Source organism: Lysobacter sp. CA199, assembly GCF_052078715.1.
Taxonomy (GTDB): Bacteria; Pseudomonadota; Gammaproteobacteria; order Xanthomonadales; family Xanthomonadaceae; genus Lysobacter.
On sequence record NZ_JBQJIL010000001.1, the window covers coordinates 219,047 to 245,242 of the forward strand.

A 26,196-nucleotide genomic window follows, 5' to 3' on the forward strand; every position below is an offset into this window, starting at 1 on the left:
GCGCCGACCGATCCAGGCCCTACCGCTCCAAGCCCCCGCCCCACGGCGTGCGCCGTCAGGGAATGCTATTACCGATCCGGGAAAAATCCACGCCCCCGTCGAAATTCATCCAGATCAGGAAGGCCCGGCCGCGCAGGTTCTGCTCCGGCAGGAAGCCCCAGTATCGGCTGTCCTCGCTGTTGTCGCGGTTGTCGCCCATCACAAAATATTCGCCCTGCGGCACTACCCAGTCGCCTTCGCCCTGATCCAGCAGCGGCGATTCGCTGCGCAGCAGGATCCGATGCACATGCTTGCCGATCTGTTCGCGCAATTCTTGCGCACCGGTCATTTCGGTACCGTTGCCGCGGCCCTGATAGGTGCCGATAGGCGCATAAATGATGGGCTCGCCGTTCACGGTCAGGCGGCCGTCGCGGTAGCTCACCTTATCGCCGGGCAGGCCGATGATGCGCTTGATCCAGTCCTGCTCGGGATGATGCGGCGGCCGAAACACCACCACGTCGCCGCGCTCGGGCTCGCCCATCGCCAGGATCTTCTGGTTGGTGATCGGCAGGCGCAGGCCGTAGGTGAACTTGTTGACCAGGATGAAGTCGCCGGTCAGCAGGGTCGGCATCATCGAGTTCGACGGAATCCGGAACGGCTCGGCGATGAAGCTGCGCAGGATCAGCACCACGAACAAGACCGGGAAGAAGGCCTTGGAGTAGTCGACGACCACCGGCTCCTTGCCGTCGTCGAGCAGGCCCTCGCGCGCGGCGCGGCGCTTGGCCAATACCGCTTTGTCGAGCAACCAGACCAGGCCGGTGAACAGGGTCAACGACACCAGGGCGATTTCGAACCAACGCATGCTTGTTCCTTTGGGCGGGAATGGGAATCGGGAGCGCTCAGTCGGCGACGCGGCGCGTATACGGCGCGGCGCGAAACCTCAATCTCTCAACCCCAGTCCTCGCAGTAATTGATAGCAACGAAAACTTCGGGAAACCCTTGCTGGGAGGGATCGGAATCCATCGGTCCGACGACGCTCACCATTGCCGATTCCCCACTCCCTATTCCCGCTCTTACTTGCTGTCGGTGGAAAGCACCGCGAGGAAGGCTTCCTGCGGAATCTCGACCCGGCCGACCTGCTTCATCCGCTTCTTGCCTTCCTTCTGCTTTTCCAACAGCTTCTTCTTGCGGCTGATATCGCCACCATAACATTTGGCCAAAACGTTCTTGCGCATCGCCTTGACCGTGCTGCGGGCGATGACCTGCGAGCCGATCGCGGCCTGGATGGCGACGTCGAACATCTGCCGCGGAATCAGGTCCTTCATCTTCTCGCACAGATCGCGGCCGCGCCGGTCGGCGTGGCTGCGATGGACGATGATCGACAGCGCATCGACCTTGTCGCCGTTGATCAACGTATCCACGCGCACGAACGGGCCTTCCTGGAAACGCAGGAAGTGATAGTCCAGCGAGGCGTAGCCGCGCGAGACCGACTTGAGCTTGTCGAAGAAATCCAGCACCACCTCGGCCATCGGCAGCTCGTAGCTGATCTGCACCTGGCTGGCCATATAAGTAATGCCGATCTGCACGCCGCGCTTTTCCTCGCACAGCTTGATCACGTTGCCGATGTAGTCCGGCGGCGTGAGGATGTTGGCGCGGATCACCGGTTCGCGGATTTCCGCGACCAAGTTCAACTGCGGCAGCTTGGCCGGGTTGTCCATCGGCAACACCGTGCCGTCGGTCTTGAGCACTTCGTAGATCACCGTCGGCGCGGTGGAAATCAGGTTGAGGTCGTACTCGCGCTCCAGACGCTCCTGCACGATCTCCATGTGCAGCATGCCCAGGAAGCCACAACGGAAACCGAAGCCCATCGCCTCCGAGCTTTCCGGTTCGAAACGCAGCGCGGCGTCGTTGAGGCGCAGTTTTTCCAGGGCTTCGCGCAGCGCCGGATAATCTTCGGCGTCGACCGGGAACAGGCCGGCGAACACGCGCGGCTGCATTTCCTGGAAGCCCGGCAGCGGCTTGGCGGCCGGATCGCTGGCCAAGGTCAGGGTGTCGCCGACCGGCGCGCCGTGCACGTCCTTGATCGAAGCGTTGATCCAGCCCACTTCGCCCGCGCCGAGCTTGGCCAGATCCTTGCGCTTGGGCGTGAACACGCCGACCTTGTCGACCAGATGGGTGCGGCCGGTCGACATCACCAGAATCTTGCTGCCCGGCACGATCTCGCCCTGCATGACCCGCACCAGCGAGACCACGCCGAGGTAGTTGTCGAACCACGAGTCGATGATCAGCGCCTGCAGCTTGTCGGTGTCGCGCGGCTTGGGCGGCGGGATGCGCTTGACGATGGCCTCGAGCACCAGATCGACATTGAGGCCGGTCTTGGCGCTGATCGCGACCGCGTCCTCGGCGTCGATGCCGATCACCGCCTCGATCTCGGCCTTGGCGCGCTCGATGTCGGCGGTCGGCAGATCGATCTTGTTCAGCACCGGCACTACTTCGAGACCTTGCTCTACCGCGGTGTAGCAGTTGGCGACCGACTGCGCTTCCACGCCCTGGGCCGCGTCCACGACCAACAGCGCGCCTTCGCAGGCGGCCAGCGAACGGCTGACTTCGTAGCTGAAGTCGACGTGGCCGGGGGTGTCGATGAAATTGAGTTGATAGGTGTTGCCGTCCTTCGCCTTGTACGGCAGCGAGACGGACTGGGCCTTGATGGTGATGCCGCGCTCGCGCTCGATCGGATTGGAGTCGAGCACCTGCGCTTCCATCTCGCGCGCTTCGAGACCTCCGCACAACTGGATGATGCGATCGGCGAGCGTCGACTTGCCGTGGTCGACGTGGGCGATGATGGAGAAGTTTCGGATCAGGTGCATGCAGGGCGACGTAAGACTCGCCGACTCCAAAGTGTGAACGGACAGGAAAATTAACGGGAGATTATCGCACACCCCCCGCCGCCGGCGGTTCTTGGTGGCGCGGACGTGGCACGGGTCGGAAATCCGCCGGGCCGCGTTCACAGACCGCGACGACGACCGGGCTCGGAGAACCGGCGGCGGACGCAAGAACGCCCGCCGAAGCTCGGCGGGCGCCCGGTACGTCCCGTCTGGACCCGCCGCCTCGGTCCCGCGCTTCCGGCTGGAAACACGGGACCGAGGCCGGCAGGCCGGAATCACTTCGCTTCGCCGCCGGCCTGGACCGCGATGAAGGTGGTCTGGGCGCCGCGACGGACCAGCAGCATTACCGTCTGCCCGGATTGGGCCCCGGCCAACGCCCGGTTCAGCGCCGCAGCGCTGCCGACCGGGGTACGGCCGACCGACAGGATCACATCGCCCGACCGCACCCCGGCATCGCCGGCGGCGGCGCCCGGGTCGCGCACCACCACGCCCTCGCCCGGCTTCAGGCCCAGGCGCTGGCGCGCGGCGGGGTCGACGTCCTGGGCGACGATGCCCAGGGTGTTGCCCTTGGCCGTCGGACCGGCAGAGTCGCCACCGCGATCGGAATCACCGCCGTCGGACAGACCCGCCACGCTGTCGGCATTGAGTTCGTTGATCGCTACGTTGAGTTCGACCGTCTTGCCGTCGCGGAACACACCCAACTTGACCTTCGAACCCGGCGCCATGTTGCCGATCAGCGGCGGCAGGTCGCTGGACTCATGCACGGCCGTACCGTTCACCGAGCGGATCACATCGCCTGGCACGATGCCGGCCTTGCTGGCCGGACCGCCGTCCAACACCTGACTGATCAACGCACCGTTGCTGTCGGGCAACCCGAGACTGCGGGCACCTTCGGAGGTCAACTGCTGCACCACCACCCCGAGCTGCCCACGGCTGACCTTGCCCTTGGAGCGCAACTGCTCGGCCGAATTCATCGCCACGTCGATCGGAATGGCGAAGCTCACGCCCATGTAGCCGCCGGAGTTGGAGAAGATCTGCGAGTTGATGCCGACCACCTCGCCGCTGGTGTTGAGCAACGGGCCGCCGGAGTTGCCCTGATTGATCGCCACGTCGGTCTGGATGAAGGGCACGTAGCGCTGGTCCGGCGCATACGGATTGCTGCGGCCGACCGCGCTGACGATGCCGGCGGTGACCGAATGGTCGAGGCCGAACGGCGAGCCGATCGCGACCACCCACTGCCCGGCCTTGGTCAGGCTGGCATTGGCGGTACGCAGGAACGGCAGGGCCTTGGCGTCGATCTTGAGCAGGGCCACGTCAGATTGCTCGTCGCTGCCGATCACCTTGGCCTTGAACTCGCGGCGGTCGGTGAGCTTGACCGTGACCGTATCGGCGCCGTCGACCACGTGGTGATTGGTCAGCACATAGCCGTCCTGCGAAATCAGGAAGCCGCTGCCGATCGAGCGGGCGCCGCCGCGCGGCTGGCGCGGACCCTGACCGCCCGGACCGCCGGGAACCCCGTCCGGGCCGAAGAAGCGACGGAAGAACTCAGGGATCTGATCCTCATCGAGCTGCGGCGCGTTTCGCGCGGTGCGCTCGCGCTTGGGCGTGACCTCGGCGCTGATGTTGACCACGGCCGGCCCCACCCGCTGGACCAGATTGGTGAAGTCGGGCAAACCGGCGACCAGCGGTGCCGACGGTGTGGCCGCGGGCGGCGGCGCGATCGGCGTGGCCGATTGCTGCGCGGTGCAGGCCACCGGCAAGGCGGCGATGATCGCGCCGACCAGGGCCAGCGACTGCAGAGGGCGGCTGCGCAGGCGGCCCGGGGTGGAACTCATGGGAAAGCGATTCATCGTCAGGCGATTCATGGGGCAGCGACCTCGATACGACGTGGTTATCCGAAGAATGGAGACAAACGGGAGACAACGAGAGCCCATTGCGCGGACGTACCGCGCATTCGGCTGGAGTTCGGGGAGCCCGGCCGCGTTCGACGGCACGGGCTTGAAGACAGGAGCCGGAATCCGCGCCGCAGCGACAGCTTAGGGCTGTGGCTGCGGCCGTTCCTGGACCGGCGGCCGGGATCGAAGCTGCTCGAGCCGGGCTTGCTCAAGCCGGGCTTGCTCGGCCGTGGCGGCCGGCTCGAACGGGTAGAACGAGGGCGAGCCGAGGCCGGAGCTGCCGTAGTTGGCGACATAACCGCTGCCGGCCGCCTGATAGCCCGGCAACGCCGCGCGCGGCCACGGACGGGCGGCCGGCACTTCGCTCTGCTGCGGACGGAACGGATTGGCGTGCGCGGCGTCTGCGACCAGGATCGGTCCGGCACCGCCGGCCGCGGCGAGTGGCAGCTGCGCCTGCAGGCTCTGCCGGTCGGAGGCGCGGATCGCCGCGCGCTGGCTCTGGCCGCGCGAACGGCGTTCGTTGATGCGGCGCGGAATTTCCGCGACCGCGACCGCAGCGGCGGCGATGCCCGAGGCATCGGCCGAGGTCAGCGACGGCTCGGCCTCGGCCGGCACGGCGGCCAGGGCTTCACCGCTCGGCGCCGGGACAGGCGCGGGGTTAGGCGCGGGATCGGGATTGGACTGCGCGGTCTGCGCCGGCGCCACGGTCGCCGATTGCGCGGCCACCTGGGTCGGATCGGCCGCGCCGCTGGCGGAGTCGTCCGCGAACGGCCGCGCCACGAACAGCGCCGCCACCGCCACCGAAGCGGCCAGCGCAGCGCCGCCGATCCAGCCGCGCCGCGAACCGGCCGCGCGACGCGGCTTGATGCCGGCCTCGCTGTGAACGACCGCATCGCGGGTGGCCTGCAACGCCGCGTCGGCGGCGATCGCCGCACTGACGCGGTCGGCGAAACCTTGGCCGGCGAAACCCGGCGCGGCCTTGCCCTGCGCGTGTCCGCGCAGCACGTCGCCGCACAACTGCCAGCGGCCGCAGGTTTCGCGCCATTGCGCATCGTGACCGAGCCGCTTGAGCGCGAAGCGCGCGGCATCGACATCGAGCTCGCCGTCGAACAGCGCGCTCAGATTCTCGCGATCGTCGCCATGGGCATCGGGTTGGAAGGGGGTAGAGGCCATCAGTGAGCGCGCTCCCGGTTGCGTGGGGTACCTTGGTCTTGGTTGTCCAAGAGGGGCCGAAGTTCCGTATCGATGGCCTCGCGGGCGCGGAAAATCCGCGAACGCACGGTGCCGATCGGGCAGGCCATCTTTTGCGCGATCTCTTCGTAGCTCAAACCGTCCACCTCGCGCAGGGTGATCGCCGATCTCAATTCTTCCGGCAGGGACTCGACCACGCGCATGACCGTGCGCTCGATCTCCTGCCGCAGCAACTCGTGCTCGGGGGTGTCGGTGTCGCGCAGGCGCATGCCGGTCTCGAACTGCTCGGCGTCGCCGGCGTCGATATCGTCGGTCGGCGGGCGGCGGTTCTGCGCTACCAGATAGTTTTTGGCGGTGTTCACGGCGATCCGATGCAACCACGTATAGAACTGGGCGTCGCCGCGGAAATTCGCCATCGCGCGGTACGCGCGGATGAAGGTTTCCTGGGCCACGTCCTGGCATTCGCTCCAGTCGGAAATGTAGCGCCCGATCAACGCGGTGATCCGATGCTGGTACTTTCGCACCAAGGCATCGAAGGCCGCGCTGTCGCCGCGCTGGACACGCCTGACCAGCTCCTGGTCCAACAACTCGTTATCGGCCATACCGCGCCGGCACTCCTGTCAGCTCGGCCATGGCCGAACAATGGGACAACCCTGTCGGGGAAAAGTTCAATCGCAGGATTAATGGGGCCACCGGCGACCGCTCGCAACCGCCAAGTGTCACACAAGGCGCGACGGGGCGCCGGAAACGCCCGGCGCGGCGTGCCCGGACAACGCCGATTTGACGGCAGCGAAACAAGATCGGGATGATAGCGTCTTATTCCATACCTGAACGGATGGTGCGGCATGACTGCAGCCCTCGACGGCCTCCCCGCGTTTGACGGCTTACGCGCCCGGCACTGGCACACCGAACTGCGCGAGGACGGCGTATTGGTGCTGTCCTTCGACCGCGAAGGATCGCCGGTCAACACCTTCGCCCAGGAAGTGCTGATCGAGCTCGACGGCCTGCTCGAACGGCTGGCGCTGGATCCGCCCAAGGGTCTGGTGCTGCGCTCGGCCAAGGCCAGCGGCTTCATCGCCGGCGCCGACATCAAGGAATTCCAGACCTTCGACGAGAAGGGCACGGTCGGCGATGCGATCCGTCGCGGCCAACAGGTGTTCCAACGCCTGGCCGAACTGCCCTGCCCCACGGTCGCGGCGATCCACGGCTTCTGCATGGGCGGCGGCACCGAGATCTCGCTGGCCTGCCGCTACCGCGTCGCCAGCACCGATCCGTCGACCCGCATCGGCTTGCCGGAAGTGAAGCTGGGCATCTACCCCGGCTGGGGCGGCAGCGTGCGTCTGCCGCGCTTGGTCGGCGCGCCGGCCGCGTTCGACATGATGCTGACCGGCCGCGCCCTGTCGGCGTCGGCCGCGCGCGCGATCGGCCTGGTCGACAAGACCGCCGAGCCCGCCGTGCTGGTCGATACCGCCGCCGCGCTCGCGCTACGCGGCGACGAGCGCCCGTTCAAGCAGCGCTTCAGGGGCTGGGCGAGCAACACCTGGCTCGCGCGCAAGATCCTCGCGCCGATGCTGGTCAAGCAAGTCGCGCGTAAGGCCAAGAAGGATCACTACCCCGCGCCGTATGCGTTGATCTCGACCTGGGAACGCACCGGCGGCGGCATCCAGGCCCAGCTCGCGGCCGAGCGCAAATCGGTGGTGAAGCTGTCGGGCACGCCGACCGCGCGCAATCTGATCCGGGTGTTCTTCCTGCAAGAACGCCTCAAGGGCCAGGGCGGTAAAGAACACAAGATCAAGAACGTGCACGTCGTCGGCGCCGGCGTGATGGGCGGCGACATCGCGGCGTGGTCGGCCTACAAGGGTTTCGAGGTCACCCTGAGCGATCGCGAACAACGCTTCATCGATGGCGCCCTGGAGCGCGCGCAGGCGCTGTTCGCCAAGAAGGTCAAGGACGAGGCCAAGCGGCCGGCCGTGGCCGCGCGCTTGAAGGGCGATCTGGCCGGCGAAGGCGCCGACATCGCCGATCTGGTGATCGAGGCGATCATCGAAAAGCCCGAGGCCAAGCGCGAGTTGTACCAGCAGGTCGAGCCGCGCATGAAGCCCGATGCGCTGCTGACCACCAACACCTCGTCGATTCCGCTCGACGAACTGCGCGAACACATCCGCCGTCCGGCCCAGTTCGGCGGCCTGCACTACTTCAATCCGGTCGCGCTGATGCCGTTGGTGGAAATCATCCGCCACGACCAGATGGCGCCGGAGACCGAGCAGCGCCTGGCCGCGTTCTGCAAGGCGATCGACAAACTGCCGGTGCCGGTCGCCGGCACGCCGGGGTTCCTGGTCAATCGCGTGCTGTTTCCGTACCTGCTCGAAGCCGGCACCGCTTTCGCCGAAGGCATTCCAGGCCCGGCGCTGGACAAGGCCGCAGTCAAGTTCGGCATGCCGATGGGCCCGATCGAACTGATCGACACTGTCGGCCTGGACGTCGCCGCCGGCGTCGGCGCGGAACTGGCGCCGTTCCTCGGCCTGACCGTACCCTCGGCCTTGGCCAACATCGAGCCGAACAAGCGCGGCAAGAAGGACGGCCAGGGCCTGTACAAGTGGGAGAACGGCCGCGCGCAGAAGCCCGAACTGCCGAAGGACTACAAGGCGCCGAACGACCTGGAAGACCGCCTGATCCTGCCGCTGATCAACGAAGCGGTGGCCTGTCTGCACGACGGCGTGGTGACCGACGGCGACCTGCTCGATGCCGGCGTGATCTTCGGTACCGGCTTCGCACCGTTCCGCGGCGGCCCGATCCAATACGTGCGAGAAACCGGCGTGGACAATGTGCTGGCACGGCTGAAGCAATTGCAGGCGCGGTACGGCGATCGATTCGCGCCGCGGCCGGGCTGGGATTCACCGGCGTTGCGACGGTAAGCGTTCGCGCCATCGGCCACGACGAAAAAACCGCGCATCGCGCGGTTTTTTCGTTTCGGCGATGCGGCAGGCCATGCGCGAAATCGCGCGATCCACCTGTAGGAGCGGCGCGAGCCGCGACCGCGACATCGCAACTACGACGAATGCTTCGCCGTTACCGTTATGCCGCGGTCGCGGCTCGCGCCGCTCCTACAGGGCATCGCGACAATCCGCTCATCGCCGCGCTCAATCGAAAAAATCGAATACCGACCAATCGATGTCGGGAAACTCCAGCCACGACAGATCCAGATCGAAATCGAACCAGCCGCCCGCGCCCGCGCTGACCGCTTCGAGCATCTGCAGCTTCATCCCGGCGTAATCGCATACCTCGCCCAGGGCCGCATGCATGGCGTCGAAATCTTCGTGGCTGTTGAACATCGCATGCGACCAACATTCCACGTCGATCGAGATCCGATTGCGCCGGTTCGCGGCTTTGACTTCCTCGACGCTGTAGTAAGGCTTTCTGCCGTAATGGCGCAACAGATCGTCGCCCACGCGCGTGGCCTGGACGCGCTTATCCGGCGGAGACAGGGCGCACACCGACGACATACGGACTCTCGCGAAAAAAGAACGGCGGCCGGCTTTACATCGTGTGCGTAGGCCGCTCGGCGGTGAGCGTGCCGGCCAGCAAGGCCTCGATCTTGCCCTTGACCGCATCGCCCTCGGCCGTCTCGGCGAACTGCACGCCGATGCCGGCGGCGCGATGCCCCTGCGCCCCGGTCGGGGTCACCCAGACCACCTTCCCGGCGACCGGCAGGCGTTCGGTGGATTCGGGCAGGGTCAGCAACAAGAAGACTTCATCGCCGAGGAAGTAGCGCTTGGGCGTGGCGACGAAGATGCCGCCGTATTTCAGGAACGGCATGTACGCGCTGTACAGCGCGGCCTTGTCCTTGATCGTCAGCGACAAGATGCCCTGCCGCGCTGCGCCCGCTGGTGCGTTCATGCCTTGCTTCCTCCCCCGGCGCGGCGCCCTTCGTCGGCGCGCCAGACCATCAACAGTTCCACCACCGCCAGATCGGCGCGTACCGTGGTCCGCAACAAGTCGCGGGTCCGGTTGGCTCGATCGAACCAAGCCGCAAGACTGCGCTGGCGCGCCGGGTCGGTCAAGCCGGAAGCGGCCTCGGCGAGCGCGATGTCGGACGCGTGTCGCAGACGCAGGGCCGCGTGCTCGTCGCCGACCCAGCGTTGCGCGATCTCCGGCGCCGAAGTTTCGCCGCGCGCGAGCTTGCCCAGATCCGCGGCGACCTCGCGGCGCAGCTTCAGGCCATCGCCGCCTAACCATTCGTGTGCCAAACCCGGATGCCCGCGCGCCGCTTCGAACGCCTCGCGCGTGGCCGCCTCGCCATGGCCCTGAGCCTTGAGCCAGGCCAGCGCTTCCTCCGGCTGCGGCAAACGGAACTCCAGCCGCTGGCAACGGCTGCGGATCGTCGCCGGCAGGCGCGCCGGGTGCGAGCTGACCAGCCACAGATAGCGCCCCGGCACCGGTTCTTCCAAGGTCTTGAGCAGCGCGTTGCAGGCCGCGGTGTTGATCGAGTCGGCCGGATCGATGATCGCGATCTGCGCGCCGCCGTACTGCGCCGTCAGCGACAGACGCTCGGACAGATTGCGGATCTGTTCGATCACGATCTCGGTGCGCAGCCGGGTGCCTTCCTTGTTCGGCACGAAACTCACGAGCTGATAGTCCGGATGGGTGCCGGCGGCCAGCAGCAGACAGCTGCGGCAATGGCCGCAAGGCTCGCCCTGCGCGCTGCGCTCGCGGCACAGCAGGCCCTGGGCCAGACGTTCGGCGACGGAGCGCTTGCCCAACTGGGCCGGGCCGCAGAACAGCAATCCGTGGCCGAGGCGGCCGGCGTCGATCGAGGCCTTGGCCTGATCGTAGATGCGCCGCTGCCAGGGCGCGAACGCCGCGCTCATCGCCCTGCCTGCGCGATCAACGCGCGCAGCCGCGCGACCGCCTGCGCGGCGACCGCGTCGGCCGCCTGGCTGGCGTCGATGACTTCGAAGCGCCCGGCCTCGGCCTCGGCGCGGTCGCGATAGCCTTGGCGCACGCGTTCGAAGAAATCGTTGCGCTCGCTTTCGATGCGATCGGCGGCGCCGCGGCCGCGCATGCGCTGCAGGCCCACTTCCACCGGCACATCCAGCAGCAAGGTCAGCGCGGGCCGGATGCCGACCACGCGGCGTTCCAGATCGGCGATGAAGTCCGCATCCAGGCCGCGGCCGCCGCCCTGGTAGGCATAGCTGGCGTCGGTGAAGCGATCGCTGACCACCCAGGCGCCGCGCTCCAGCGCCGGCAGGATCGTCGTGCGCACATGCTGGGCGCGCGCGGCGAAAGCCAGCAGCAATTCGGTTTCGGCAGTCGCCGGCTCGTGATGGGTGTCGAGCATCAGTCCGCGGATCTGCTCGGCCAGCGGGGTGCCGCCGGGCTCGCGGGTGTAGACCGCCGCGATGCCCTGCGCTTCGAACGCTGCGCGCAAGGCCGCCAGCACGGTCGATTTGCCCGCGCCTTCGCCGCCTTCCAAGGTGACGAAGCGCGCGTGGATGGGCAACGTCATCGGCCTGCTCCAGGCTTGACCGGTGTGGCCGGCGCTTCGCCCGCGGCCGGCGTTTCGGCCGCTTCTTCCAGCACCGCCTTGCCTTCCTCCGGCTGCCCGCGGGTCTGGTTCTGCCGGTAGCGCTGCAGATACAGCCGCACGTTGGCCTGATGCTGGGCATAGGTCGCGGCGAACAGGCTGCGGCCGCTGCCGTCGCCGGACGCGACGAAGAACAGCGCATCGCCCGGGGCCGGATTGGCGGTGGCCTTGAGCGCGGCGCGTCCCGGCATCGCGATCGGCGTCGGCGGCAGGCCGGTTCGGGTGTAGGTGTTGTACGGCGTGTCGGTCAGCAAATCGCGCTTGCGGATGTTGCCGTCGTAACTCGGGCCGATGCCGTAGATCACGGTCGGATCGGTCTCCAGCTTCATGCCCAGCTTGAGCCGGCGCTCGAACAAACCGGCGATCTGCGAGCGCTCCTGCGCGATGCCGGTTTCCTTCTCGACGATCGAGGCCATGATCAGCAGCTCGGTCGGACTCTTGAGCACGCTGTCCTTGTCGCGCGCCTTCCACGCCGCGGCGACGGCTTTGTCCATCTCGTCGGCGGCGCGCTTGAGCACGTCCACGTCGCTGTCGCCGCCGGTGTACTGATAGGTCTCGGGCAGGAAGCGGCCTTCCGGATGTTGGCCAGCGCGTCCGATTTCCTTCATCAGCGCCGAATCGTCCAACTGCCCGGCGCGTTGCTTGAGCGGCGTCGCCCGCGCCAGCGCGGCGCGCAGGTCGCGCATGTTCCAGCCTTCCACGATAGTGAAGCGGTGGCTGATGACCTTGCCGTCGCGCATCGCCAGCAACAGCGCGCGCGGGCTGGTGCCCGGCTCCAGCGAATACTCGCCGACCTGCAGGCGGCCGGCCGCGCCCAGTTGCTTGGCCAGCGCGCGCCATTCCAGTTCCTGGCCCTCGCTCACGCCAAGCGCGCGCAGCTTGCGCACCACCACCGGCAGCGAGTCGCCGCGTTCGACCAGCAGCGTCTCGCCTTTCTCCAACCCGCTCATCGGCGCGTTGGCGAAACCCTCGTAGCGTTGCCACAGCCACCCGCCCGCCGCGGCCACGGCGGCCAGCAACAGCAGGATGACGATCAGACAACCGCAGCCACGCTTGCGGCCTTTTTCCTTTGCAGCCACGAAACCTCCTCGAACGATCCGGACCCGCCGCGCCGCCGACCGTCGCCCGCGGGTGCGGCGACTCAGTCTTCGAGCGGAACCAAGGCGGGATGGGCTGCGCCGAGCCGGCGCCGCAGCCCGGCCAAGGCCGGATGCGGCGCCCAATGCCGCTCGCCGAGCCGCGCCACGGGCAGGATACCGCGCACGGCGTTGCACAGGAAAATCGCATCGGCGCGCTGCAGATCCTCGGGACTCAGACGCTCGACCCGGGCCTGGGCGAGCGGGATCAGGAACTCGCGGCAGATACCGGCGACGCCGCAGCGCTCCAGCGGCGGTGTGCGCCACTGCCCGTCGATCAGCGCGAACACATTGGCCGCGGTCGCGCAGACCACCTCGCCGGCGGCATTGCGCAGCAGGCCCTCGTCGATCGCCGGATCGTCCCATTCGGCGCGCGCCAGCACCTGTTCGAGCCGGTTGCAGTGCTTCAGACCCGCCAGCGCCGGCTGTTCGGACAGGCGCAGATCGCACCAGCGCAGGTTCAGACCGCCGGCCCGCGGCGCAGGGGGCACCGGATGCCGCGAGATCGTCCAGACCGGTTCGGCCTGCACCGACGGCGCGTAGCCGCGGCCGCCTTCGCCGCGGGTCAGGATCAGTTTGAGTACCGCGCCCAGGTCTTCGAGCAGTTGCGCGGCCTCGCAGCGGACCTGCGCCGGATCGGGCAACGGCAGCCCTATACGCTGTGCGCCGCGCGCCAGCCGCGCCCAATGCGCGCCCCACCACGGCAGTTCGCCGCGATGCGCGAGCAGGGTCTCGAACAGGCCGTCGCCATAGGCGTGGCCGCGATCGTACGGCGAGAGCGCATCGACCCGCTCGCCGCCGCGGAAGATGCGGGCTTCGTTCATGGCGTGGCCGATGCGGTCGTCATGCATCGCATCCTAGCGCCGGCGCGGCTGTTGTAGGAGCGGCGTAAGCCGCGAATGCGAACTTACCCGTACGACGAACCCCGCCGCAGCCCTGTAGGAGCGGCGCAAGCCGCGACTGCGAATCCGCAAGCGCATTGCAGGTATCGGCGTAGTTGTGAACTCGCAGTCGCGGCTCGCGCCGCTCCTACAGGGGGCGAAAGAAGATTCTTCGCCGCCAGAAAACGAAAAGCCCGCGAAGACCGAAGTCTGCGCGGGCCTTTCGCATGCGACAACGCGGTCAGATGCGCTTGAACACCAGGGTGCCGTTGGTGCCGCCGAAGCCGAAGCCGTTGGACACGGTGATGTCGACCTTGGCGTCGCGCGCGGTGTTGGGCACGTAATCCAGATCGCAACCCTCGCCCGGCTCGTCCAGGTTGATGGTCGGCGGGATGATGTTGTGATGCAGCGCCAGCACCGAGAAGATCGCCTCGGCGCCGCCGGCCGCGCCGAGCAGATGCCCGGTCATCGACTTGGTCGAGCTGACCATGGTCTTGTAGGCGTGGTCGCCGAGCGCGCGCTTGATCGCCAGGGTCTCGGCCAGATCGCCCAGCGGCGTGGAGGTGCCGTGCGCATTGAGATAACCGACCTGATCCGGGTTGATCCCGGCATCGGCGAACGCCGCCGCCATGCAACGCGCCGGGCCTTCGCCGTTCTCGCTCGGCGCGGTCATATGGAACGCGTCGGAGGTGGCGCCGAAACCGGCCAGCTCGCAGTAGATGCGCGCACCGCGCGCCTTGGCGCGTTCGTACTCTTCCAGCACCAGGATGCCGGCGCCGTCGCCGAGCACGAAGCCGTCGCGTTCCTTGTCCCACGGCCGCGAGGCGTGGATCGGATCGTCGTTGCGGGTGGACATCGCTTTCATCGAGCAGAAGCCGCCGACCGAGGTCGGCGAGGAGCCGCGCTCGGCGCCGCCGGCGACCATGACGTCGGCATCGCCGTACTGGATCATGCGCATCGCCATGCCGATGGAATGGTTGGACGTGGCGCAGGCCGAGACGGCGGAGAAATTCGGGCCCTTGATGCCGGTCAACAGCGAGACCTGACCGGGCAGCATGTTGATGATGGTGCTGGGCACGTAGAACGGCGAGATCTTGCGCGGGCCGCCCTCGTGGTACTTGATGGTCTGCTCTTCGATGCCGAGCAGGCCGCCGATGCCCGAACCGATCAGCGCGCCGATGCGCTCGGCGTTGGAGTCGTCGACGGTGATGCCGGCGTCCTTTAACGCCATCAGCGAGGCGGCGACGCCGTAATGGATGAACTCCTCCATCTTCTTGGCGTCTTTCGAACTCACCCCGTAGTGGGTGATGTCGAAGTCGCGCACTTCACCGGCGATACGCGTGGTGAACAGCGCGGGATCGAAATGAGTGATCGGGCCGATGCCCGAACGGCCGTTGACGATGCCGTCCCAACTGCTGACGACGTCGTTGCCCAGCGGAGAGACCAGACCGAGGCCGGTGACGACCACACGGCGGTTGAAGGAACGGTTGGACATGCAGCCTTACCTCTGTTGAATCCGTCTGCGTACGCTACGCCGGCGTACTGACCGGCCGTAAAAGCACGGGGCCGCAATGCGGCCCCGAGTTGTCACTGATATGCGGTAACTGCGCGAACGCCACGCGCGTTTTCAGGCACGCGCGGCATTCGTCAGGCGCCTTACGACTTGACGTGCGCCTTGACGTAATCGATCGCCTGCTGCACCGAGGTGATCTTCTCGGCTTCTTCGTCCGGGATTTCGCACTCGAATTCTTCTTCGAGGGCCATCACCAGCTCGACCGTGTCGAGCGAATCCGCGCCGAGGTCGTCGACGAACGAAGCGTTGTTGGTGACTTCTTCTTCCTTGACGCCCAGCTGTTCGACCACGATCTTCTTGACGCGCTCTTCGATGCTGCTCATGGATGCTGCTCCTCCCGTGAGGGGTTTTTCGATGGAATAGTCTAATGGAATCGAGGGGTTTCGCGAGGCCGGCTCCCGGCCTTGATAAAATCCCTTTTGGTTCAATCGCTTACTAGCCTACGCCAAGGCTTTAGGGCATGTACATGCCGCCGTTGACGTGCAGCGTTTCGCCGGTGATGTAGGCCGCCCCAGGGCTGGCCAGGAACGCCACCGCGCGGGCGATGTCGGCCGGTTCGCCGAAGCGACCCAGCGCGATTTGTTCGAACATGGCCTTCTTCGCGTCCTCGGGCAAGTCGCGGGTCATGTCGGTGTCGATGAAGCCGGGGGCGACCACGTTCACGGTGACGCCGCGGCTGCCGATCTCGCGCGCCAGCGACTTGCTGAAGGCGATTACGCCGGCCTTGGCCGCCGCGTAGTTGGCTTGGCCGGGGTTGCCGGTCACGCCGACCACCGAGGCGATATTGATGATCCGGCCCTTGCGCGCCTTCATCATCGAGCGCATCACCGCCTTGCTGGTGCGGTACACGCTGGTCAGATTGGTGTCGAGAATGGCTTGCCAGTCCTCGTCCTTCATCCGCATCAGCAGGTTGTCGCGGGTGATGCCGGCGTTGTTGACCAGGATCGAGATCGCGCCGACCTGCTTGGACACGCCGTCGATCAGCGCCTCGATCGAGGCCGCGTCGGCCACGTCCACCACCCGGCCGTGGCCGCCCTGCGCGGCCAGGCGCGCGGCGATGGCCTGGGCGCCGGATTCGCTGGTCGCGGTTCCGATCACGGTCGCGCCCTGCGCGGCGAGCTCGTCGGCGATGGCCGCGCCGATGCCGCGGCTGGCGCCGGTGACCAGTGCGATTTCGCCCGAAAGCGGTGGGGTGCTCATGCATTCACTCCGTTCAAAACATACTGCGTTGCGGGCTGGGACTGCGCGCGGACGCGAGACCGGGCTGGCCCCGATCGTATCGGGTTACGGCCGTGGAACCCGCGCCGGAACCGTCGCCTCACGGGCGCCGGGCCGGCCGATGTTGCGACCGCAGCAAAGCGTACAGGCTGGGACGGGAGTTGAGTAGCGCACGCGGGGCCTCCCGGCGCGCGACACGGGGCCGGATCACGGATGGAATACGACCGCGCGCGCAGCCGACCTGTGCGCTGGTCGTACACATCGCTCAACGTGACCCAAGCCGCGTTCGTCCGCGCCATGCCAACGCAATACTCACCGTTCAGCATGATCGAAGCGGCACCGCCATCGGCGCGCGCGCCGCCGCTGCCCTTCCCGACCCCACTCTTCCTTCCGAGGCGCGATCCATGACCGCCAGTCGCAGACGTTACGAAAATAAAGTAGTGCTGATCACCGGCGGAGCGACCGGCATCGGCAAGATCACCTCGACCGCCTTCGCCCACGAGGGCGCGACCGTGGTGTTCACCGATCTGTCGGACGAGCACGGCCCGGCGTTTCAGGCGCAGTTGCGCGAACACGGCGGCCAGGCGCATTTCATTCAGTCCGACGTCACCGACCCGGTCCAGTCCGAACGCCTGATCGCCGACATCGCGCAGCGTTTCGGCCGCCTGGACGTGGCGGTCAACAACGCCGGCGGCATCCTGGCGCCCGACGAGTTGGGCACCGGCGTTCACGACACGCTCGAAGAGGGCTGGGACCGCAATATCGCCTTGAATCTCAGCGGCGTGTTCCTCGGCATGAAGTACCAGATCCGGCAAATGCTCAAGCAAGGCGGCGGCGCCATCGTCAACACTGGTTCGATCGCCGGCATGGTGGTCGATGTCGACTTCACCAGCCTGTCCTACAGCACTGCCAAGGCCGGCATGATCCACATGAGCAAATGGGCGGCGGTGAAGTATGCGAAAGACCATATCCGGGTGAACGTGGTGGCTCCGGCGGCGGTGGCCACCGAAGCGACCAAGGCCTTCCTGAGCGATGAAATGAAATCTTTCCTGGCCGGTCAATCGCCGATGCAGCGCATGTCCGAGCCGGAGGAAATCGCTAACGCCACCTTGTGGCTGTGTTCGGACGAGGCGTATGGCGTCACCGGCGTTACCTTGCCGGTGGACGGCGGCCTGGCGGCGAAATAATCCGCGCGGCTCAGCGCCAGTCGGCGAGCGCGGTTTCGAACTCCGCCGGAGTGCCGATCGCGCGGCCGTCGATGGCCTTGTCGATGCGCTTGACCAACCCCGCCAGCACCTTGCCGGGACCGCATTCGGCGATGCGCTGGGTACCGCGCGCGGCCAGGGCCTGCACGCAACCGCTCCAACGCACCGGCAGATAGAGCTGCCGCACCAGCGCGTCGCGGATCGCCTCGACATCCTCGTGGCTGTCCGCGTCGACGTTCTGCACCACCGGCAGCGCCGGCGCGTTCCAGTGCAGGCCCGCCATCGCCTCGGCCAGGCGGTTGGCGGCTTCGCGCATCAGCGGCGTGTGCGAAGGCACGCTGACCGCCAGTTTGACCGCCTTGCGCACGCCGGCTTCGGCCAGACGCGTGAGCGCCTTGTCGACCGCGCCGGCGTGGCCGCCGATCACGATCTGGCCCGGCGAGTTGTAGTTGGCCGGCACCACCACTTCGGTGCCCGACACGGCCTGGCAGATCTCCTCGACCAACGCGTCCTCGGCGCCGAGCACCGCGGCCATCGCGCCGACGCCGGCCGGCGCGGCTTCCTGCATCAGCTGCCCGCGCAGGCGCACCAGGTGCGCGCCGTCGCGCAGCGACAGCGCGCCGGCGGCGACCAGCGCGGTGTATTCGCCCAGGCTGTGGCCGGCCAGTTGCGCCGGCTGCGCGCCGCCCTGGGCCTGCCACAGGCGCCACACCGCCACGCCGGCCGCGAGCAATGCCGGCTGGGTGTATTCGGTGCGATTGAGCATTTCTTCCGAGCCGCCCTGGCTCAGCGCCCACAGGTCCGCGCCCGCGCCGTCGCTGGCTTCGCGGAAAGTCTCGCGGATCTGCGGATGCAGTTCCGACAACTCGGCCAGCATGCCCAGCGATTGCGAGCCTTGGCCCGGAAAGACGAAAGAAAGTCGCTGATCGCTCACGCGCGCTGCCGAATCGATAAGGAGGGCGAATGATACGGGCGAAAAGCGGCCAGCGTCTGTACCCGGCGGTACGGCGTCACGCCGCGTCGCAAAGTGACGCAGGCCGCCGCGGCGCGATCGCGCTGCGGATATGGAGCGCGGCGCGCGCTCGCCGCGCCGGCACCGAGGTTCAGTCGATGAGCTCGGCCATGTGCTTGACCGAATCGAGCTCGCGATCGGGCGCGAAATCGATCCCCAGACCGATCAACACCGCGAACAGCATCCACACCCAGGCCGCGCGGCGCAGCGCGCGCACCGCGCCGCCCAAACCCTGCGCGCGGCGCCCGAGCCAGCGGGTGACCGATTGGACGAAACCGAGCCGGTCGGCGGCATCGCCGAGCCCGATCCGCACCTCCTCGGCTTCGCCGCGCAACGATTCGGCGATGATCGCGCTGAGTTCGCGATCACGATCGCGGAAATAACGCGAAGTACCGGCGGCGAAGATCAGCCAGTCGCGGATCTGCGCCTGTTGCACGGTCATGATTTCGCCCGGGTCTTCCTCGAAATCGATGAAGCCGATGCGGCCGTGTTCGTCGATGGTCAGATTGCGCGCCAGCGGCTGGCCGATGTAGCCGCCGAGCGCATGCACCTGCGCCAGCGTGCGCGCGGCGCGATGCACCAGCGTATAGGCTTCATCGGCGCTGGAACGGCGCAGCCGCGCCGACAAGGTTTCGCCGATGTCGCTGAGCAGCAGATAGGTATCGCCTTCGCCGAGGATGCTCGGCACGCGCACGTCGCAGGCGGCCAGTTCCAGCAAGCGCCGCTGCTCGGTTTCGCGCGCGCCCGCGCCGACCCGGTGCGGCGGCGGCCGCAACGCGGGCACGCCGAGGCGGCGCACGGTCAGATCCAGCGCGCGCAAACGTAAACGGCGGCTGCCGCCGCCATAGGATTTAAGCCAGGCCGTGTGGCCCTGCATCGACAATCGAGTGACCATGACGCGAGTCCTGTGCGTGACGGTCGCCGCAGCGCCAGGACTGCGCAAAGGCGTCCTGGCCGTGGGGCCGCTCCGTCGCAGGAGCGGGCGCCCCTGTCGAGGCATCAGTAACGCAGCAGAGCCGAACCCCAGGTGAAACCGCCGCCAAAAGCCTCAAGCAGCAAAAGCTGGCCGCGCTGGACCTTGCCCGAGCGCACCGCTTCGTCCAGCGCCAACGGCACCGAACCCGAGGAGGTGTTGCCGTGGCGATCGACGGTGACGATCACCCGATCCATCGGCATGTCCAGGCGCTTGGCCGTGGCTTCGATGATGCGCAGGTTGGCTTGGTGCGGAATCAGCCAGTCGATCTCGTGACGGTCCAGGCCGTTGGCTTCCAGTGTCTCTTCGACCACCGAATCCAGCGCCTTGACCGCGTGCTTGAACACTTCGTTGCCGGTCATCAGCACTTTGACGCCGGCATTGTGTTCTTCGGGTTTGAAGCCGACCGACACGCCGACCGGATTCCACAGCAGTTCCTTCTTGCCGCCGTCGGCGTGCAAGTGGGTGCTGAGGATGCCGGTTTCGCTGTCGGCCTTGAGCACCACCGCGCCGGCGCCGTCGCCGAACAACACGCAGGTCGCGCGGTCGTTCCAGTCGAGCATCCGGGTCAGGGTTTCCGAGCCGACCACCAGCACGGTCTTGGCCGAGCCGGAGCGCACGAACTTGTCGGCCACGGTCAGCGCATAGACGAAGCCCGAACAGGCGGCATTGACGTCGAAGGCCGGGCAGCCGTTGGCGCCCAGGCGGTGCTGCAACAGGCAGGCGCTGGACGGGAAGATGAGGTCCGGGGTGGTGGTGCCGAACACGATCAAGTCGATCTCGGCGGCGTCCACGCCCGCCGCTTCGAGCGCGCGCAGCGAAGCGTGATAGGCCAGATCGACCGTGGTCTCGCCTTCGGCGGCGACGTGGCGCTCGCGGATGCCGGTACGGCTGACGATCCATTCGTCGCTGGTATCGACGAATTGCGCGAGGTCGGCGTTGGTCAACACCTTTTCCGGCAGATAGCTGCCGGTGCCCGCGATACGGGCGTAAATCCGATCTGTCATCACCACTCCGCGGAGTTGCCGTGTGTCGGCTCGCGCAGTGAGCATCGATCGATCCGACGCAGAGCCGCGCAAGCCACCGGGAAACAGGACCGCCAGCAAAAGCTGGCGGTAGTACGAAGCCGCGGCGGCCGCAGGTCTGTTGTCACGCGGACGCGTCTCCATGCTCGATCGTCAGCAGGGACGGTCCGATCGGTGCCGGCACGGTGTCGTTCGGCACCGGCGCCGGCCCAGATCGGCGGCGACGCGCACCTACTCCAGGCGCGCGGCGCGGCGTGTCGGAAGAGGCTTACTCTTCGTCGGCGACGCTGGACTTGGTGTCGATGACCTTCTTGCCGCGGTAGTAACCGTCGGCGGTCACGTGGTGGCGGATGTGGGTCTCGCCGGTGGTCGGGTCGGTGGCCAGCTGCTTGCTGGTCAGCGCGTCGTGGGCGCGGCGCTGGCCGCGGCGGGACGGGGAAACGCGGGACTTCTGGACAGCCATGGTCTTGCTCCGGAAAAGCGGTGGAAACCTGAGGTGGATAGCGTAAGCCCGATTAGCAGGAGCTTGCTGACTCGCCTGCAGGTCGGAGTGGAACGATTTGATTTGAAACCAATACGTGCGTCAGTTCTTTTTCTTCAGCGAAGACAGCGCCGCGAACGGATTGGCGCTGTCCTGCTCGGCCTGCGGCGCCGGCCAGTCGGCTTCGACCGCTTCGCTGCCCGGCGAGATCGGCACCACCGGCACGGCGAGGATCAGTTCGTCCTCGACCAGCTCCGAGGCCCGCAGCATGCCGTCTTCGGGCATCAGCAAGGGCTCGTAGCCTTCCGGCAACGCCGCTTCGTCGGCCTCCTCGCGGATCAGCCCCAGACGCTGGAGGATCTGAACCGGGAACAAGAACCGCTCCAGGGTGCGCTGGCACAGCAACGGCAATTCGGTGTCGATCTTCAGCTCGACGTAAGGCACCTTGAGTGCGTCGCTGTCGAAATCCAGCGAGTACTCGACGAAGCCCTGCGTATCGAGCAGTACGCCTTGCAGCCGGGTCAGGGCCGACAACGGCAGACGGCCTTCCACGCCACGCCGTGCCGCCACCAGCCGCCAGGCATCCAGAAGATCGGGCACCCGCCCGGATGGCACATCGGCTGACATAAGCCGCGGAATGTTAGAGACCGACCGGGGCTGTGTCAAACCGTAAGCCCCGGGCGGCGCAGGGATTTGCCGCCGGCCGGGGCGGACGTGCAGACTTCCGGGCATTGTCCCCGCGTCGAGTCCGGCTTGATCAACGTCCTGTTCATGATTCTGGCCGTGCTGGCGGCCTCGGCCGCGGGCCTGGTCCTGTACCGCCCGCTGCGGCGCCAGCGCGCGATGCGCGAGGTGCTCGACGCCGCCGACGCGCTCGAAGCCCGGCTGCGCGCGGCCCGGGCCGAGATCGAAGCGGTGGCCGGCGACGAGGGCCGCGACCCGGTCGGCGACGCGATGCGCGAGATGCTGCGCCAGCGCCTGTGGCTGCGCGATCACGGCCGCCGGGCCAGCGTGTCGCAGTTGGCCGAAGTGCGCGCCTCGATCGACGATGCGCGCGGCCGGATCGAGCAGCAGCTGAACAAGATCGAGCAGGCGCGCGCGCCGCTGGCCTGAACCGCGCCCTGGCCGGCTTTGCCCCGGCCAGGCCGGCCGCGCGACCGGACCTGAACCATCGGCCGCCTGCGCAGGCCTTACCAGCCCCCTGCGCGCACGGCCGCCCAAACCCATCCTTTCCGAGCCGCCGCCATGTCCGCCCCGCTCCTGCTCGCCTCCACCTCGGTCTATCGGCGCGAACTGCTGACCCGCCTGGGCCTGGCCTTCGACATCGCGCGTCCGGACACCGACGAAACCCCGCAGCCTGGCGAAGCCCCGGCCGCCCTCGCCAGCCGTCTGGCCGTGGCCAAGGCCGCGGCGGTCGCCGCGCTGCATCCGCAGGCCTGGGTGATCGGCTCGGACCAGGTCGCCGAGTTCGACGGTCGCCCGATCGGCAAACCCGGCGGCCGCGAAGGCGCGCTGGCGCAGTTGGCGGCGATGTCGGGCCGCGAAGTGCGTTTTCTGACCGGGCTGTGCATCGCACGCCACGGCCATCCGCCACTGACCGCGCTGGACACCACGGTGGTGCGCTTTCGCCCGTTGAGCCCGGCGGAGATCGCGCGCTATGTCGATGCCGAGCAGCCTTACGACTGCGCCGGCAGTTTCAAATCCGAAGGATTGGGCATCGCGTTGTTCGAAGCGATCGAATCGCGCGACCCGACCGCGTTGATCGGGCTGCCGTTGATCGCGACCGCGCGGTTGTTGCGCGAGGCGGGTTACGCGTTGCCTTGAGGGCGATGTGAGGAAGCCGAAGTCTTTTGTGGGAGGGGCTTCAGCCCCGACGCTTTTCGCTCAGATTGCCGGTAGTTCGAAGCAAGCGGATCGAAAAGCGTCGGGGCTGAAGCCCCTCCCACAAAAGCTCACGAGCGCATCGATCGCTTCGCTCGATCAACACCACGCATTCACCGCCGCCGCACTTCGATCGGCTGCTCCGCCCAATCCTCGATGCTGCCGTCCTGGCCATGCAGTCGCAGGCCCAGCCAATGCCGCCCGGGCGCCTCGGCATCGAGCGAGACCTGCGCGCGGAAACCGATCTTGGGATGCTGCGGATCGCTGGAGCGTCGACCGTCGGCGAGCGCCCAGTAATCGCGCACGCCCGGCCGTTCGCCGCCGTACTCGGCCTGAGCGACCACGCGTCCGTCGAGCATGACCTCCACGCGCCGCAGACCCACGCCGTCCTTGAACGCCCAGCCGTTGACCTCGAACACGCGCTCGACCTTGCGCCCCGCCGCCGGCGCATCGATCCAGGCCATCGCCGGAGTCGTGCAAGCGCCTTCGCGCGGCGCGCCGTCGAAGGCGAACAAGGCGAAGCGCTGGCGCCCGTGATCGATGTTGATGATCTGCGCCGGCGGCAACGGCCCGACCATCGCGCACAGGTCGTGATAGCGCTGCAGCAGATTCTTGTATTCCACTTCGGTCACGCCGACCACCAACAGCACCGGCGCCTGGCCCCAATCGGCACGGCCGGCGCGCTGCAGGCCCCACAGCTGCAACTGCGGCGCGCGGCCGTGCTTGTGGTTGATCGGGTGATCGAGCACTGCGATGCGCGGATCGTCGAGCGCGAACCCGAGCTCGGCGCCGACCTTGAAGTTGTCGGCGACGACGCGCGTGCCCGGCGGCATCGCCTGTTGCCGTGCGCGCACCGCGCGCGCCAATTCGTCCCAGCCGGCGAAGTTGGACGGATACCACTTCTCGCCGGCGCTGCGCGCGCGCAGTTCCGGCATCGACACGGCCACGTAATAACCGAGCATCGCCAACAAGGTCGCGCCGGCCAGACCCGCGGTCAGTCCGCGCAGCCACTCCGGCCAGCGCGAGAGCACCATCGGCAGCAGCGGCAACAAGGCCAGAAAGCCCGGCAACGGCCAATGGAAACTGACTCGCTCGGTATCGGCGAAGAAGCCGAGCACGAAGAAACCGGCCACCACCAGGCTGCCGAGCAGCGCCAGATAACGCGTCACCGGCGAGGCGTCGCGCGCGCCGCGCCAACCGGTCACGGCCAGCGCGACGAACAGCAGCGGCGTCACCAGCAGGGCCTGGATCGCGATGAACCACAACCCTTCGATGTGGAACGACCACGGATGCCGGTCGACCAGTTGGAAGCGCAATCCCGCGTCGGCGTTGTCCATGTTCCAGGCCACCAGCGGCGCCCACGCCGAAGCGCCGATCGCCACCGCGGTAAGCACGCGCGCATCGCGCAGGGCGCGCCGCCCTTCCGGCAACAGCATCAGCGCCGCGAAACCGACTCCGATCACGGCGATGAAGCGGTAGTGACTCAAGGCGCCCAGGGCCAGACCGGCGGCGAGTTCCACCGCAGTGCGCGCATCGACCTCGCGCAGCAGGCGCGCGCCCGCGTCCAGGCACAACAAAGTCGCCAACGCCATCATCGCGTCGGGCAAGGCGAGCACGCCCAAGGTGCCCGACAGCGGCAGCAGCAAGCCGTAGCAACCGGCGATCCAGCCGCTGCGTTCGCCGTATTCGCGCGCCGCGATGCGCGCCAGCAACCACGGCACCAGCGCGGCGACCAGCAAGAACGGCGCGCGTAAGGCCAGCGGGTGATTGCCGCCCAGTTCCACGCCCAGACGCGTCAGCCAGGCGGTCAGGCCGGGCAGGTCCGAATACGCGGCGGCCGGATGGCGGCCTTCCTGCCAGTAGAACGCCTCATCGACGAACAACGGCAGCTTGGCGGCGACGGCGAACTTGAGCAGCAGCACCAGCGTCCACAGCGCCCAGAACAGGTTGCGCATCGCGCTGGCTTCTTGCTTGTCCCGCATCGGCACCCGACCTCGCTACACTCTGGATGGATTTCGACCCGCCGCGGCGGCATCGGTTCGCGGCACGTCCGCGTTACCGTTCGCTTCCGCCGCTGCAGGCGATACGCGCACACGAACGCAGCCATCGCCGCGGTTTGTTGACGCGCATCCCAGAAGCCGGGCGACACGCCGGTTTCGGGCTGCGCCGGCGACGGACCGCACGCGATCATGCGGGCGGTGCGCGTGGCAGCACTCCGCGGCCGTCAGGCCCGACCTTACAGACTCAGGATCCAAGCACGATGACGGCAGGCCCGATGAGCGCAGGCAAGACCCCCGCAGGCAACGCCAGCATCCTACCCGATGGCCTGCGCACCGCCTTGGAACAGGCGCAGGCCCAGGTCAATGCCTTGGTGCTGGGCAAAGCGCAGGCGGTGCGGCTGGCCTTCGTGGCGCTGCTGTCGGACGGGCATCTTCTGATCGAGGATCTGCCGGGCCTGGGTAAGACCACCCTGGCGCACGCGCTGGCCGCCACCTTGGGCCTGGAATTCCAGCGTGTGCAGTTCACCTCCGACCTGCTGCCGGCCGACGTGGTCGGCGTGTCGGTGTTCGATCCGACCTCGCGTCAGTTCCAGTTCCACCCCGGCCCGGTGTTCACCCAGGTGCTGTTGGCCGACGAAATCAACCGTGCTCCGCCGCGTACCCAGAGCGCGTTGCTGGAGGCGATGGCCGAACACCAGGTCACCATCGACGGACGCACTCATCCGCTGCCCGATCCGTTCTTCGTGATCGCCACGCAGAACCCGGTCGATCTGTCGGGCACCTATCCGCTGCCCGACTCGCAGCTCGACCGCTTCCTGCTGCGCCTGCAACTGGGCTACCCCGACGAAGCCGCCGAACGCGATCTGCTGGGCGGCGCCGACCGGCGCCATCTGATCGCACAGACCAAGCCGCTGCTGAGCAGCGAAGACGTGCTGGCGATCCGCCGCGCGGTCGACGCGGTCTACGCCGGCGAAGCGCTGATCAACTATGTGCAGGCCCTGCTCGCGCGCAGCCGCAAGCATCCGGGCGTGCGCGTGGGCCTGTCGCCGCGCGCGGGTCTGGCGCTGCTGCGCGCCGCGCGCGCTTACGCGCTGCTGCTCGGCCGCGCGCACGTGGTGCCCGAGGACGTGCAGGCGCTGTTCGCCGCGGTCGCCTCGCATCGCCTGGTCGCCGAAGCCGACGCCGCGCCGGACATCACCAAGTCCATCCTCTACGCCGTGGCGGTGGATTGAGCACGGCGATGGTGGCCCCGCAAGACCCCGAAGACGGCGACGCTG

General features: G+C 67.6%; 26 protein-coding genes and 1 pseudogene. 7 read left to right on the forward strand and 20 right to left on the reverse strand.

The features are described 5' to 3' along the window. Window positions 1–55 precede the first annotated feature (55 nt). The 5 genes from lepB to rpoE all read right to left on the reverse strand — a co-directional run bounded on the left by lepB (window position 56) and on the right by rpoE (window position 6,552). Window positions 56–841 carry a signal peptidase I gene (gene lepB / locus ACTOWJ_RS00975; protein ID WP_441332710.1) on the reverse strand — a complete coding sequence of 262 codons (786 nt, stop codon included), beginning with the start codon at window positions 839–841 and terminating at the stop codon, window positions 56–58. A gap of 211 nt (window positions 842–1,052) precedes the next feature. Then, window positions 1,053–2,846, reverse strand: coding sequence for a translation elongation factor 4 (lepA, locus tag ACTOWJ_RS00980; protein ID WP_441332711.1), 1,794 nt, complete (start codon window positions 2,844–2,846; stop codon window positions 1,053–1,055). A 293-nt stretch (window positions 2,847–3,139) separates the two neighbouring features. After that, a complete protein-coding gene (locus ACTOWJ_RS00985; protein ID WP_441332712.1) occupies window positions 3,140–4,699 on the reverse strand; it encodes a DegQ family serine endoprotease in 1,560 nt (519 codons plus the stop codon). Between the two features lie 201 nt (window positions 4,700–4,900). Continuing rightward, window positions 4,901–5,932 (reverse strand): RseA family anti-sigma factor, encoded by a 1,032-nt coding sequence (locus ACTOWJ_RS00990; RefSeq protein WP_441332713.1) that lies wholly within the window; start codon window positions 5,930–5,932, stop codon window positions 4,901–4,903. Continuing rightward, window positions 5,932–6,552, reverse strand: coding sequence for an RNA polymerase sigma factor RpoE (rpoE, locus tag ACTOWJ_RS00995; RefSeq protein WP_441332714.1), 621 nt, complete (start codon window positions 6,550–6,552; stop codon window positions 5,932–5,934). Before rpoE ends, ACTOWJ_RS00990 begins: the two co-directional genes overlap by 1 nt. Before the next feature lie 243 nt (window positions 6,553–6,795). Between rpoE and ACTOWJ_RS01000 the strand changes: the two genes are divergently transcribed. Continuing rightward, a complete protein-coding gene (locus ACTOWJ_RS01000; RefSeq protein WP_441332715.1) occupies window positions 6,796–8,865 on the forward strand; it encodes a 3-hydroxyacyl-CoA dehydrogenase NAD-binding domain-containing protein in 2,070 nt (689 codons plus the stop codon). Between the two features lie 225 nt (window positions 8,866–9,090). Here the strand turns inward: ACTOWJ_RS01000 and ACTOWJ_RS01005 are convergent, their stop codons facing one another. From ACTOWJ_RS01005 to fabG, 9 genes are all read right to left on the reverse strand, one after another. After that, on the reverse strand, window positions 9,091–9,453 hold the full coding sequence (locus tag ACTOWJ_RS01005) for a hypothetical protein (RefSeq protein ID WP_441332716.1): 363 nt from the start codon (window positions 9,451–9,453) through the stop codon (window positions 9,091–9,093). A 34-nt stretch (window positions 9,454–9,487) separates the two neighbouring features. Next, entirely contained in the window at window positions 9,488–9,847 is a 360-nt protein-coding gene (locus ACTOWJ_RS01010; RefSeq protein ID WP_336093446.1) for a PilZ domain-containing protein, read from the reverse strand. Then, on the reverse strand, window positions 9,844–10,818 hold the full coding sequence (locus ACTOWJ_RS01015) for a DNA polymerase III subunit delta' (RefSeq protein WP_441332717.1): 975 nt from the start codon (window positions 10,816–10,818) through the stop codon (window positions 9,844–9,846). The genes ACTOWJ_RS01010 and ACTOWJ_RS01015 overlap by 4 nt, the downstream gene beginning before the upstream one ends. Continuing rightward, window positions 10,815–11,456, reverse strand: a complete 642-nt coding sequence (gene tmk / locus ACTOWJ_RS01020) for a dTMP kinase (RefSeq protein ID WP_441332718.1) — start codon at window positions 11,454–11,456, stop codon at window positions 10,815–10,817. Before tmk ends, ACTOWJ_RS01015 begins: the two co-directional genes overlap by 4 nt. Then, entirely contained in the window at window positions 11,453–12,613 is a 1,161-nt protein-coding gene (mltG, locus tag ACTOWJ_RS01025) for an endolytic transglycosylase MltG (RefSeq protein WP_441332719.1), read from the reverse strand. Before mltG ends, tmk begins: the two co-directional genes overlap by 4 nt. Window positions 12,614–12,675: 62 nt before the next feature. Continuing rightward, window positions 12,676–13,521 carry an aminodeoxychorismate lyase gene (gene pabC, locus ACTOWJ_RS01030; RefSeq protein WP_441332720.1) on the reverse strand — a complete coding sequence of 282 codons (846 nt, stop codon included), beginning with the start codon at window positions 13,519–13,521 and terminating at the stop codon, window positions 12,676–12,678. Between the two features lie 271 nt (window positions 13,522–13,792). Further along, entirely contained in the window at window positions 13,793–15,046 is a 1,254-nt protein-coding gene (gene fabF, locus ACTOWJ_RS01035) for a beta-ketoacyl-ACP synthase II (protein ID WP_441332721.1), read from the reverse strand. Window positions 15,047–15,207: 161 nt separating this feature from the next. Continuing rightward, the gene (acpP, locus tag ACTOWJ_RS01040; protein ID WP_031373652.1) at window positions 15,208–15,447 is read right to left on the reverse strand and encodes an acyl carrier protein; all 240 of its coding nucleotides are present in this window, start codon (window positions 15,445–15,447) and stop codon (window positions 15,208–15,210) included. Window positions 15,448–15,577: 130 nt separating this feature from the next. After that, window positions 15,578–16,324, reverse strand: a complete 747-nt coding sequence (gene fabG / locus ACTOWJ_RS01045; protein ID WP_441332722.1) for a 3-oxoacyl-ACP reductase FabG — start codon at window positions 16,322–16,324, stop codon at window positions 15,578–15,580. Between the two features lie 231 nt (window positions 16,325–16,555). On the opposite strand from fabG, the gene ACTOWJ_RS01050 reads away from it, so the two are divergent. Both ACTOWJ_RS01050 and ACTOWJ_RS01055 read left to right on the forward strand, forming a co-directional pair. Further along, window positions 16,556–16,750, forward strand: coding sequence for a hypothetical protein (locus ACTOWJ_RS01050; RefSeq protein WP_441332723.1), 195 nt, complete (start codon window positions 16,556–16,558; stop codon window positions 16,748–16,750). Beyond that, window positions 16,747–17,529: an SDR family NAD(P)-dependent oxidoreductase gene (locus tag ACTOWJ_RS01055; RefSeq protein ID WP_441332724.1), complete on the forward strand. Its 783-nt coding sequence runs from the start codon at window positions 16,747–16,749 to the stop codon at window positions 17,527–17,529. Before ACTOWJ_RS01050 ends, ACTOWJ_RS01055 begins: the two co-directional genes overlap by 4 nt. Window positions 17,530–17,539: 10 nt before the next feature. Here ACTOWJ_RS01055 and fabD read toward each other — a convergent pair whose 3' ends face one another. The 5 genes from fabD to ACTOWJ_RS01080 form a co-directional block, all read right to left on the reverse strand. Then, a complete protein-coding gene (gene fabD / locus ACTOWJ_RS01060; RefSeq protein ID WP_441332725.1) occupies window positions 17,540–18,481 on the reverse strand; it encodes an ACP S-malonyltransferase in 942 nt (313 codons plus the stop codon). Window positions 18,482–18,650: 169 nt separating this feature from the next. Beyond that, window positions 18,651–19,454: a serine/threonine protein phosphatase gene (locus ACTOWJ_RS01065; protein ID WP_441332726.1), complete on the reverse strand. Its 804-nt coding sequence runs from the start codon at window positions 19,452–19,454 to the stop codon at window positions 18,651–18,653. Window positions 19,455–19,558: 104 nt separating this feature from the next. Beyond that, window positions 19,559–20,539, reverse strand: coding sequence for a beta-ketoacyl-ACP synthase III (locus tag ACTOWJ_RS01070; RefSeq protein WP_441332727.1), 981 nt, complete (start codon window positions 20,537–20,539; stop codon window positions 19,559–19,561). A gap of 286 nt (window positions 20,540–20,825) precedes the next feature. Next, complete coding sequence (gene rpmF / locus ACTOWJ_RS01075; RefSeq protein WP_336094786.1) at window positions 20,826–21,020, reverse strand: 50S ribosomal protein L32; 195 nt, start codon at window positions 21,018–21,020, stop codon at window positions 20,826–20,828. Window positions 21,021–21,140: 120 nt separating this feature from the next. Beyond that, window positions 21,141–21,665 carry a YceD family protein gene (locus ACTOWJ_RS01080; RefSeq protein WP_441332728.1) on the reverse strand — a complete coding sequence of 175 codons (525 nt, stop codon included), beginning with the start codon at window positions 21,663–21,665 and terminating at the stop codon, window positions 21,141–21,143. 126 nt (window positions 21,666–21,791) lie between these two features. On the opposite strand from ACTOWJ_RS01080, the gene ACTOWJ_RS01085 reads away from it, so the two are divergent. From ACTOWJ_RS01085 to ACTOWJ_RS01095, 3 genes and pseudogenes are all read left to right on the forward strand, one after another. After that, on the forward strand, window positions 21,792–22,151 hold the full coding sequence (locus ACTOWJ_RS01085; protein ID WP_441332729.1) for a hypothetical protein: 360 nt from the start codon (window positions 21,792–21,794) through the stop codon (window positions 22,149–22,151). 132 nt (window positions 22,152–22,283) lie between these two features. Next, window positions 22,284–22,862 (forward strand): Maf family protein, encoded by a 579-nt coding sequence (locus ACTOWJ_RS01090; protein WP_441332730.1) that lies wholly within the window; start codon window positions 22,284–22,286, stop codon window positions 22,860–22,862. An 81-nt stretch (window positions 22,863–22,943) separates the two neighbouring features. Further along, window positions 22,944–22,994, forward strand: a pseudogene (locus ACTOWJ_RS01095) (DUF6053 domain-containing protein); the annotation flags it as partial. A 38-nt stretch (window positions 22,995–23,032) separates the two neighbouring features. On the opposite strand, the gene ACTOWJ_RS01100 reads toward ACTOWJ_RS01095, so the two are convergent. Next, window positions 23,033–24,874, reverse strand: coding sequence for an ArnT family glycosyltransferase (locus ACTOWJ_RS01100; protein WP_441332731.1), 1,842 nt, complete (start codon window positions 24,872–24,874; stop codon window positions 23,033–23,035). A 320-nt stretch (window positions 24,875–25,194) separates the two neighbouring features. Between ACTOWJ_RS01100 and ACTOWJ_RS01105 the strand changes: the two genes are divergently transcribed. Then, entirely contained in the window at window positions 25,195–26,151 is a 957-nt protein-coding gene (locus ACTOWJ_RS01105) for an AAA family ATPase (protein ID WP_441333067.1), read from the forward strand. Window positions 26,152–26,196 lie beyond the last annotated feature (45 nt).

What these genes read in the sequence shown, in the direction of transcription:
- ACTOWJ_RS01080 (WP_441332728.1), bottom strand. Translation starts at nt 21,665, where the DNA reads ATGTCAGCCGATGTGCCATCCGGGCGGGTGCCCGATCTTCTGGATGCC.
- ACTOWJ_RS01090 (WP_441332730.1), top strand. Translation starts at nt 22,284, where the DNA reads ATGTCCGCCCCGCTCCTGCTCGCCTCCACCTCGGTCTATCGGCGCGAA.
- ACTOWJ_RS01055 (WP_441332724.1), top strand. Translation starts at nt 16,747, where the DNA reads ATGACCGCCAGTCGCAGACGTTACGAAAATAAAGTAGTGCTGATCACC.
- ACTOWJ_RS00990 (WP_441332713.1), bottom strand. Translation starts at nt 5,932, where the DNA reads ATGGCCTCTACCCCCTTCCAACCCGATGCCCATGGCGACGATCGCGAG.
- ACTOWJ_RS01050 (WP_441332723.1), top strand. Translation starts at nt 16,556, where the DNA reads ATGGAATACGACCGCGCGCGCAGCCGACCTGTGCGCTGGTCGTACACA.
- lepB (WP_441332710.1), bottom strand. Translation starts at nt 841, where the DNA reads ATGCGTTGGTTCGAAATCGCCCTGGTGTCGTTGACCCTGTTCACCGGC.
- ACTOWJ_RS01005 (WP_441332716.1), bottom strand. Translation starts at nt 9,453, where the DNA reads ATGTCGTCGGTGTGCGCCCTGTCTCCGCCGGATAAGCGCGTCCAGGCC.
- ACTOWJ_RS01010 (WP_336093446.1), bottom strand. Translation starts at nt 9,847, where the DNA reads ATGAACGCACCAGCGGGCGCAGCGCGGCAGGGCATCTTGTCGCTGACG.
- ACTOWJ_RS01065 (WP_441332726.1), bottom strand. Translation starts at nt 19,454, where the DNA reads ATGGTCACTCGATTGTCGATGCAGGGCCACACGGCCTGGCTTAAATCC.
- rpoE (WP_441332714.1), bottom strand. Translation starts at nt 6,552, where the DNA reads ATGGCCGATAACGAGTTGTTGGACCAGGAGCTGGTCAGGCGTGTCCAG.
- pabC (WP_441332720.1), bottom strand. Translation starts at nt 13,521, where the DNA reads ATGCATGACGACCGCATCGGCCACGCCATGAACGAAGCCCGCATCTTC.
- ACTOWJ_RS01100 (WP_441332731.1), bottom strand. Translation starts at nt 24,874, where the DNA reads ATGCGCAACCTGTTCTGGGCGCTGTGGACGCTGGTGCTGCTGCTCAAG.
- rpmF (WP_336094786.1), bottom strand. Translation starts at nt 21,020, where the DNA reads ATGGCTGTCCAGAAGTCCCGCGTTTCCCCGTCCCGCCGCGGCCAGCGC.
- fabF (WP_441332721.1), bottom strand. Translation starts at nt 15,046, where the DNA reads ATGTCCAACCGTTCCTTCAACCGCCGTGTGGTCGTCACCGGCCTCGGT.
- ACTOWJ_RS00985 (WP_441332712.1), bottom strand. Translation starts at nt 4,699, where the DNA reads ATGAGTTCCACCCCGGGCCGCCTGCGCAGCCGCCCTCTGCAGTCGCTG.
- lepA (WP_441332711.1), bottom strand. Translation starts at nt 2,846, where the DNA reads ATGCACCTGATCCGAAACTTCTCCATCATCGCCCACGTCGACCACGGC.
- tmk (WP_441332718.1), bottom strand. Translation starts at nt 11,456, where the DNA reads ATGACGTTGCCCATCCACGCGCGCTTCGTCACCTTGGAAGGCGGCGAA.
- ACTOWJ_RS01000 (WP_441332715.1), top strand. Translation starts at nt 6,796, where the DNA reads ATGACTGCAGCCCTCGACGGCCTCCCCGCGTTTGACGGCTTACGCGCC.
- fabG (WP_441332722.1), bottom strand. Translation starts at nt 16,324, where the DNA reads ATGAGCACCCCACCGCTTTCGGGCGAAATCGCACTGGTCACCGGCGCC.
- acpP (WP_031373652.1), bottom strand. Translation starts at nt 15,447, where the DNA reads ATGAGCAGCATCGAAGAGCGCGTCAAGAAGATCGTGGTCGAACAGCTG.
- ACTOWJ_RS01105 (WP_441333067.1), top strand. Translation starts at nt 25,195, where the DNA reads ATGAGCGCAGGCAAGACCCCCGCAGGCAACGCCAGCATCCTACCCGAT.
- ACTOWJ_RS01015 (WP_441332717.1), bottom strand. Translation starts at nt 10,818, where the DNA reads ATGAGCGCGGCGTTCGCGCCCTGGCAGCGGCGCATCTACGATCAGGCC.
- ACTOWJ_RS01070 (WP_441332727.1), bottom strand. Translation starts at nt 20,539, where the DNA reads ATGACAGATCGGATTTACGCCCGTATCGCGGGCACCGGCAGCTATCTG.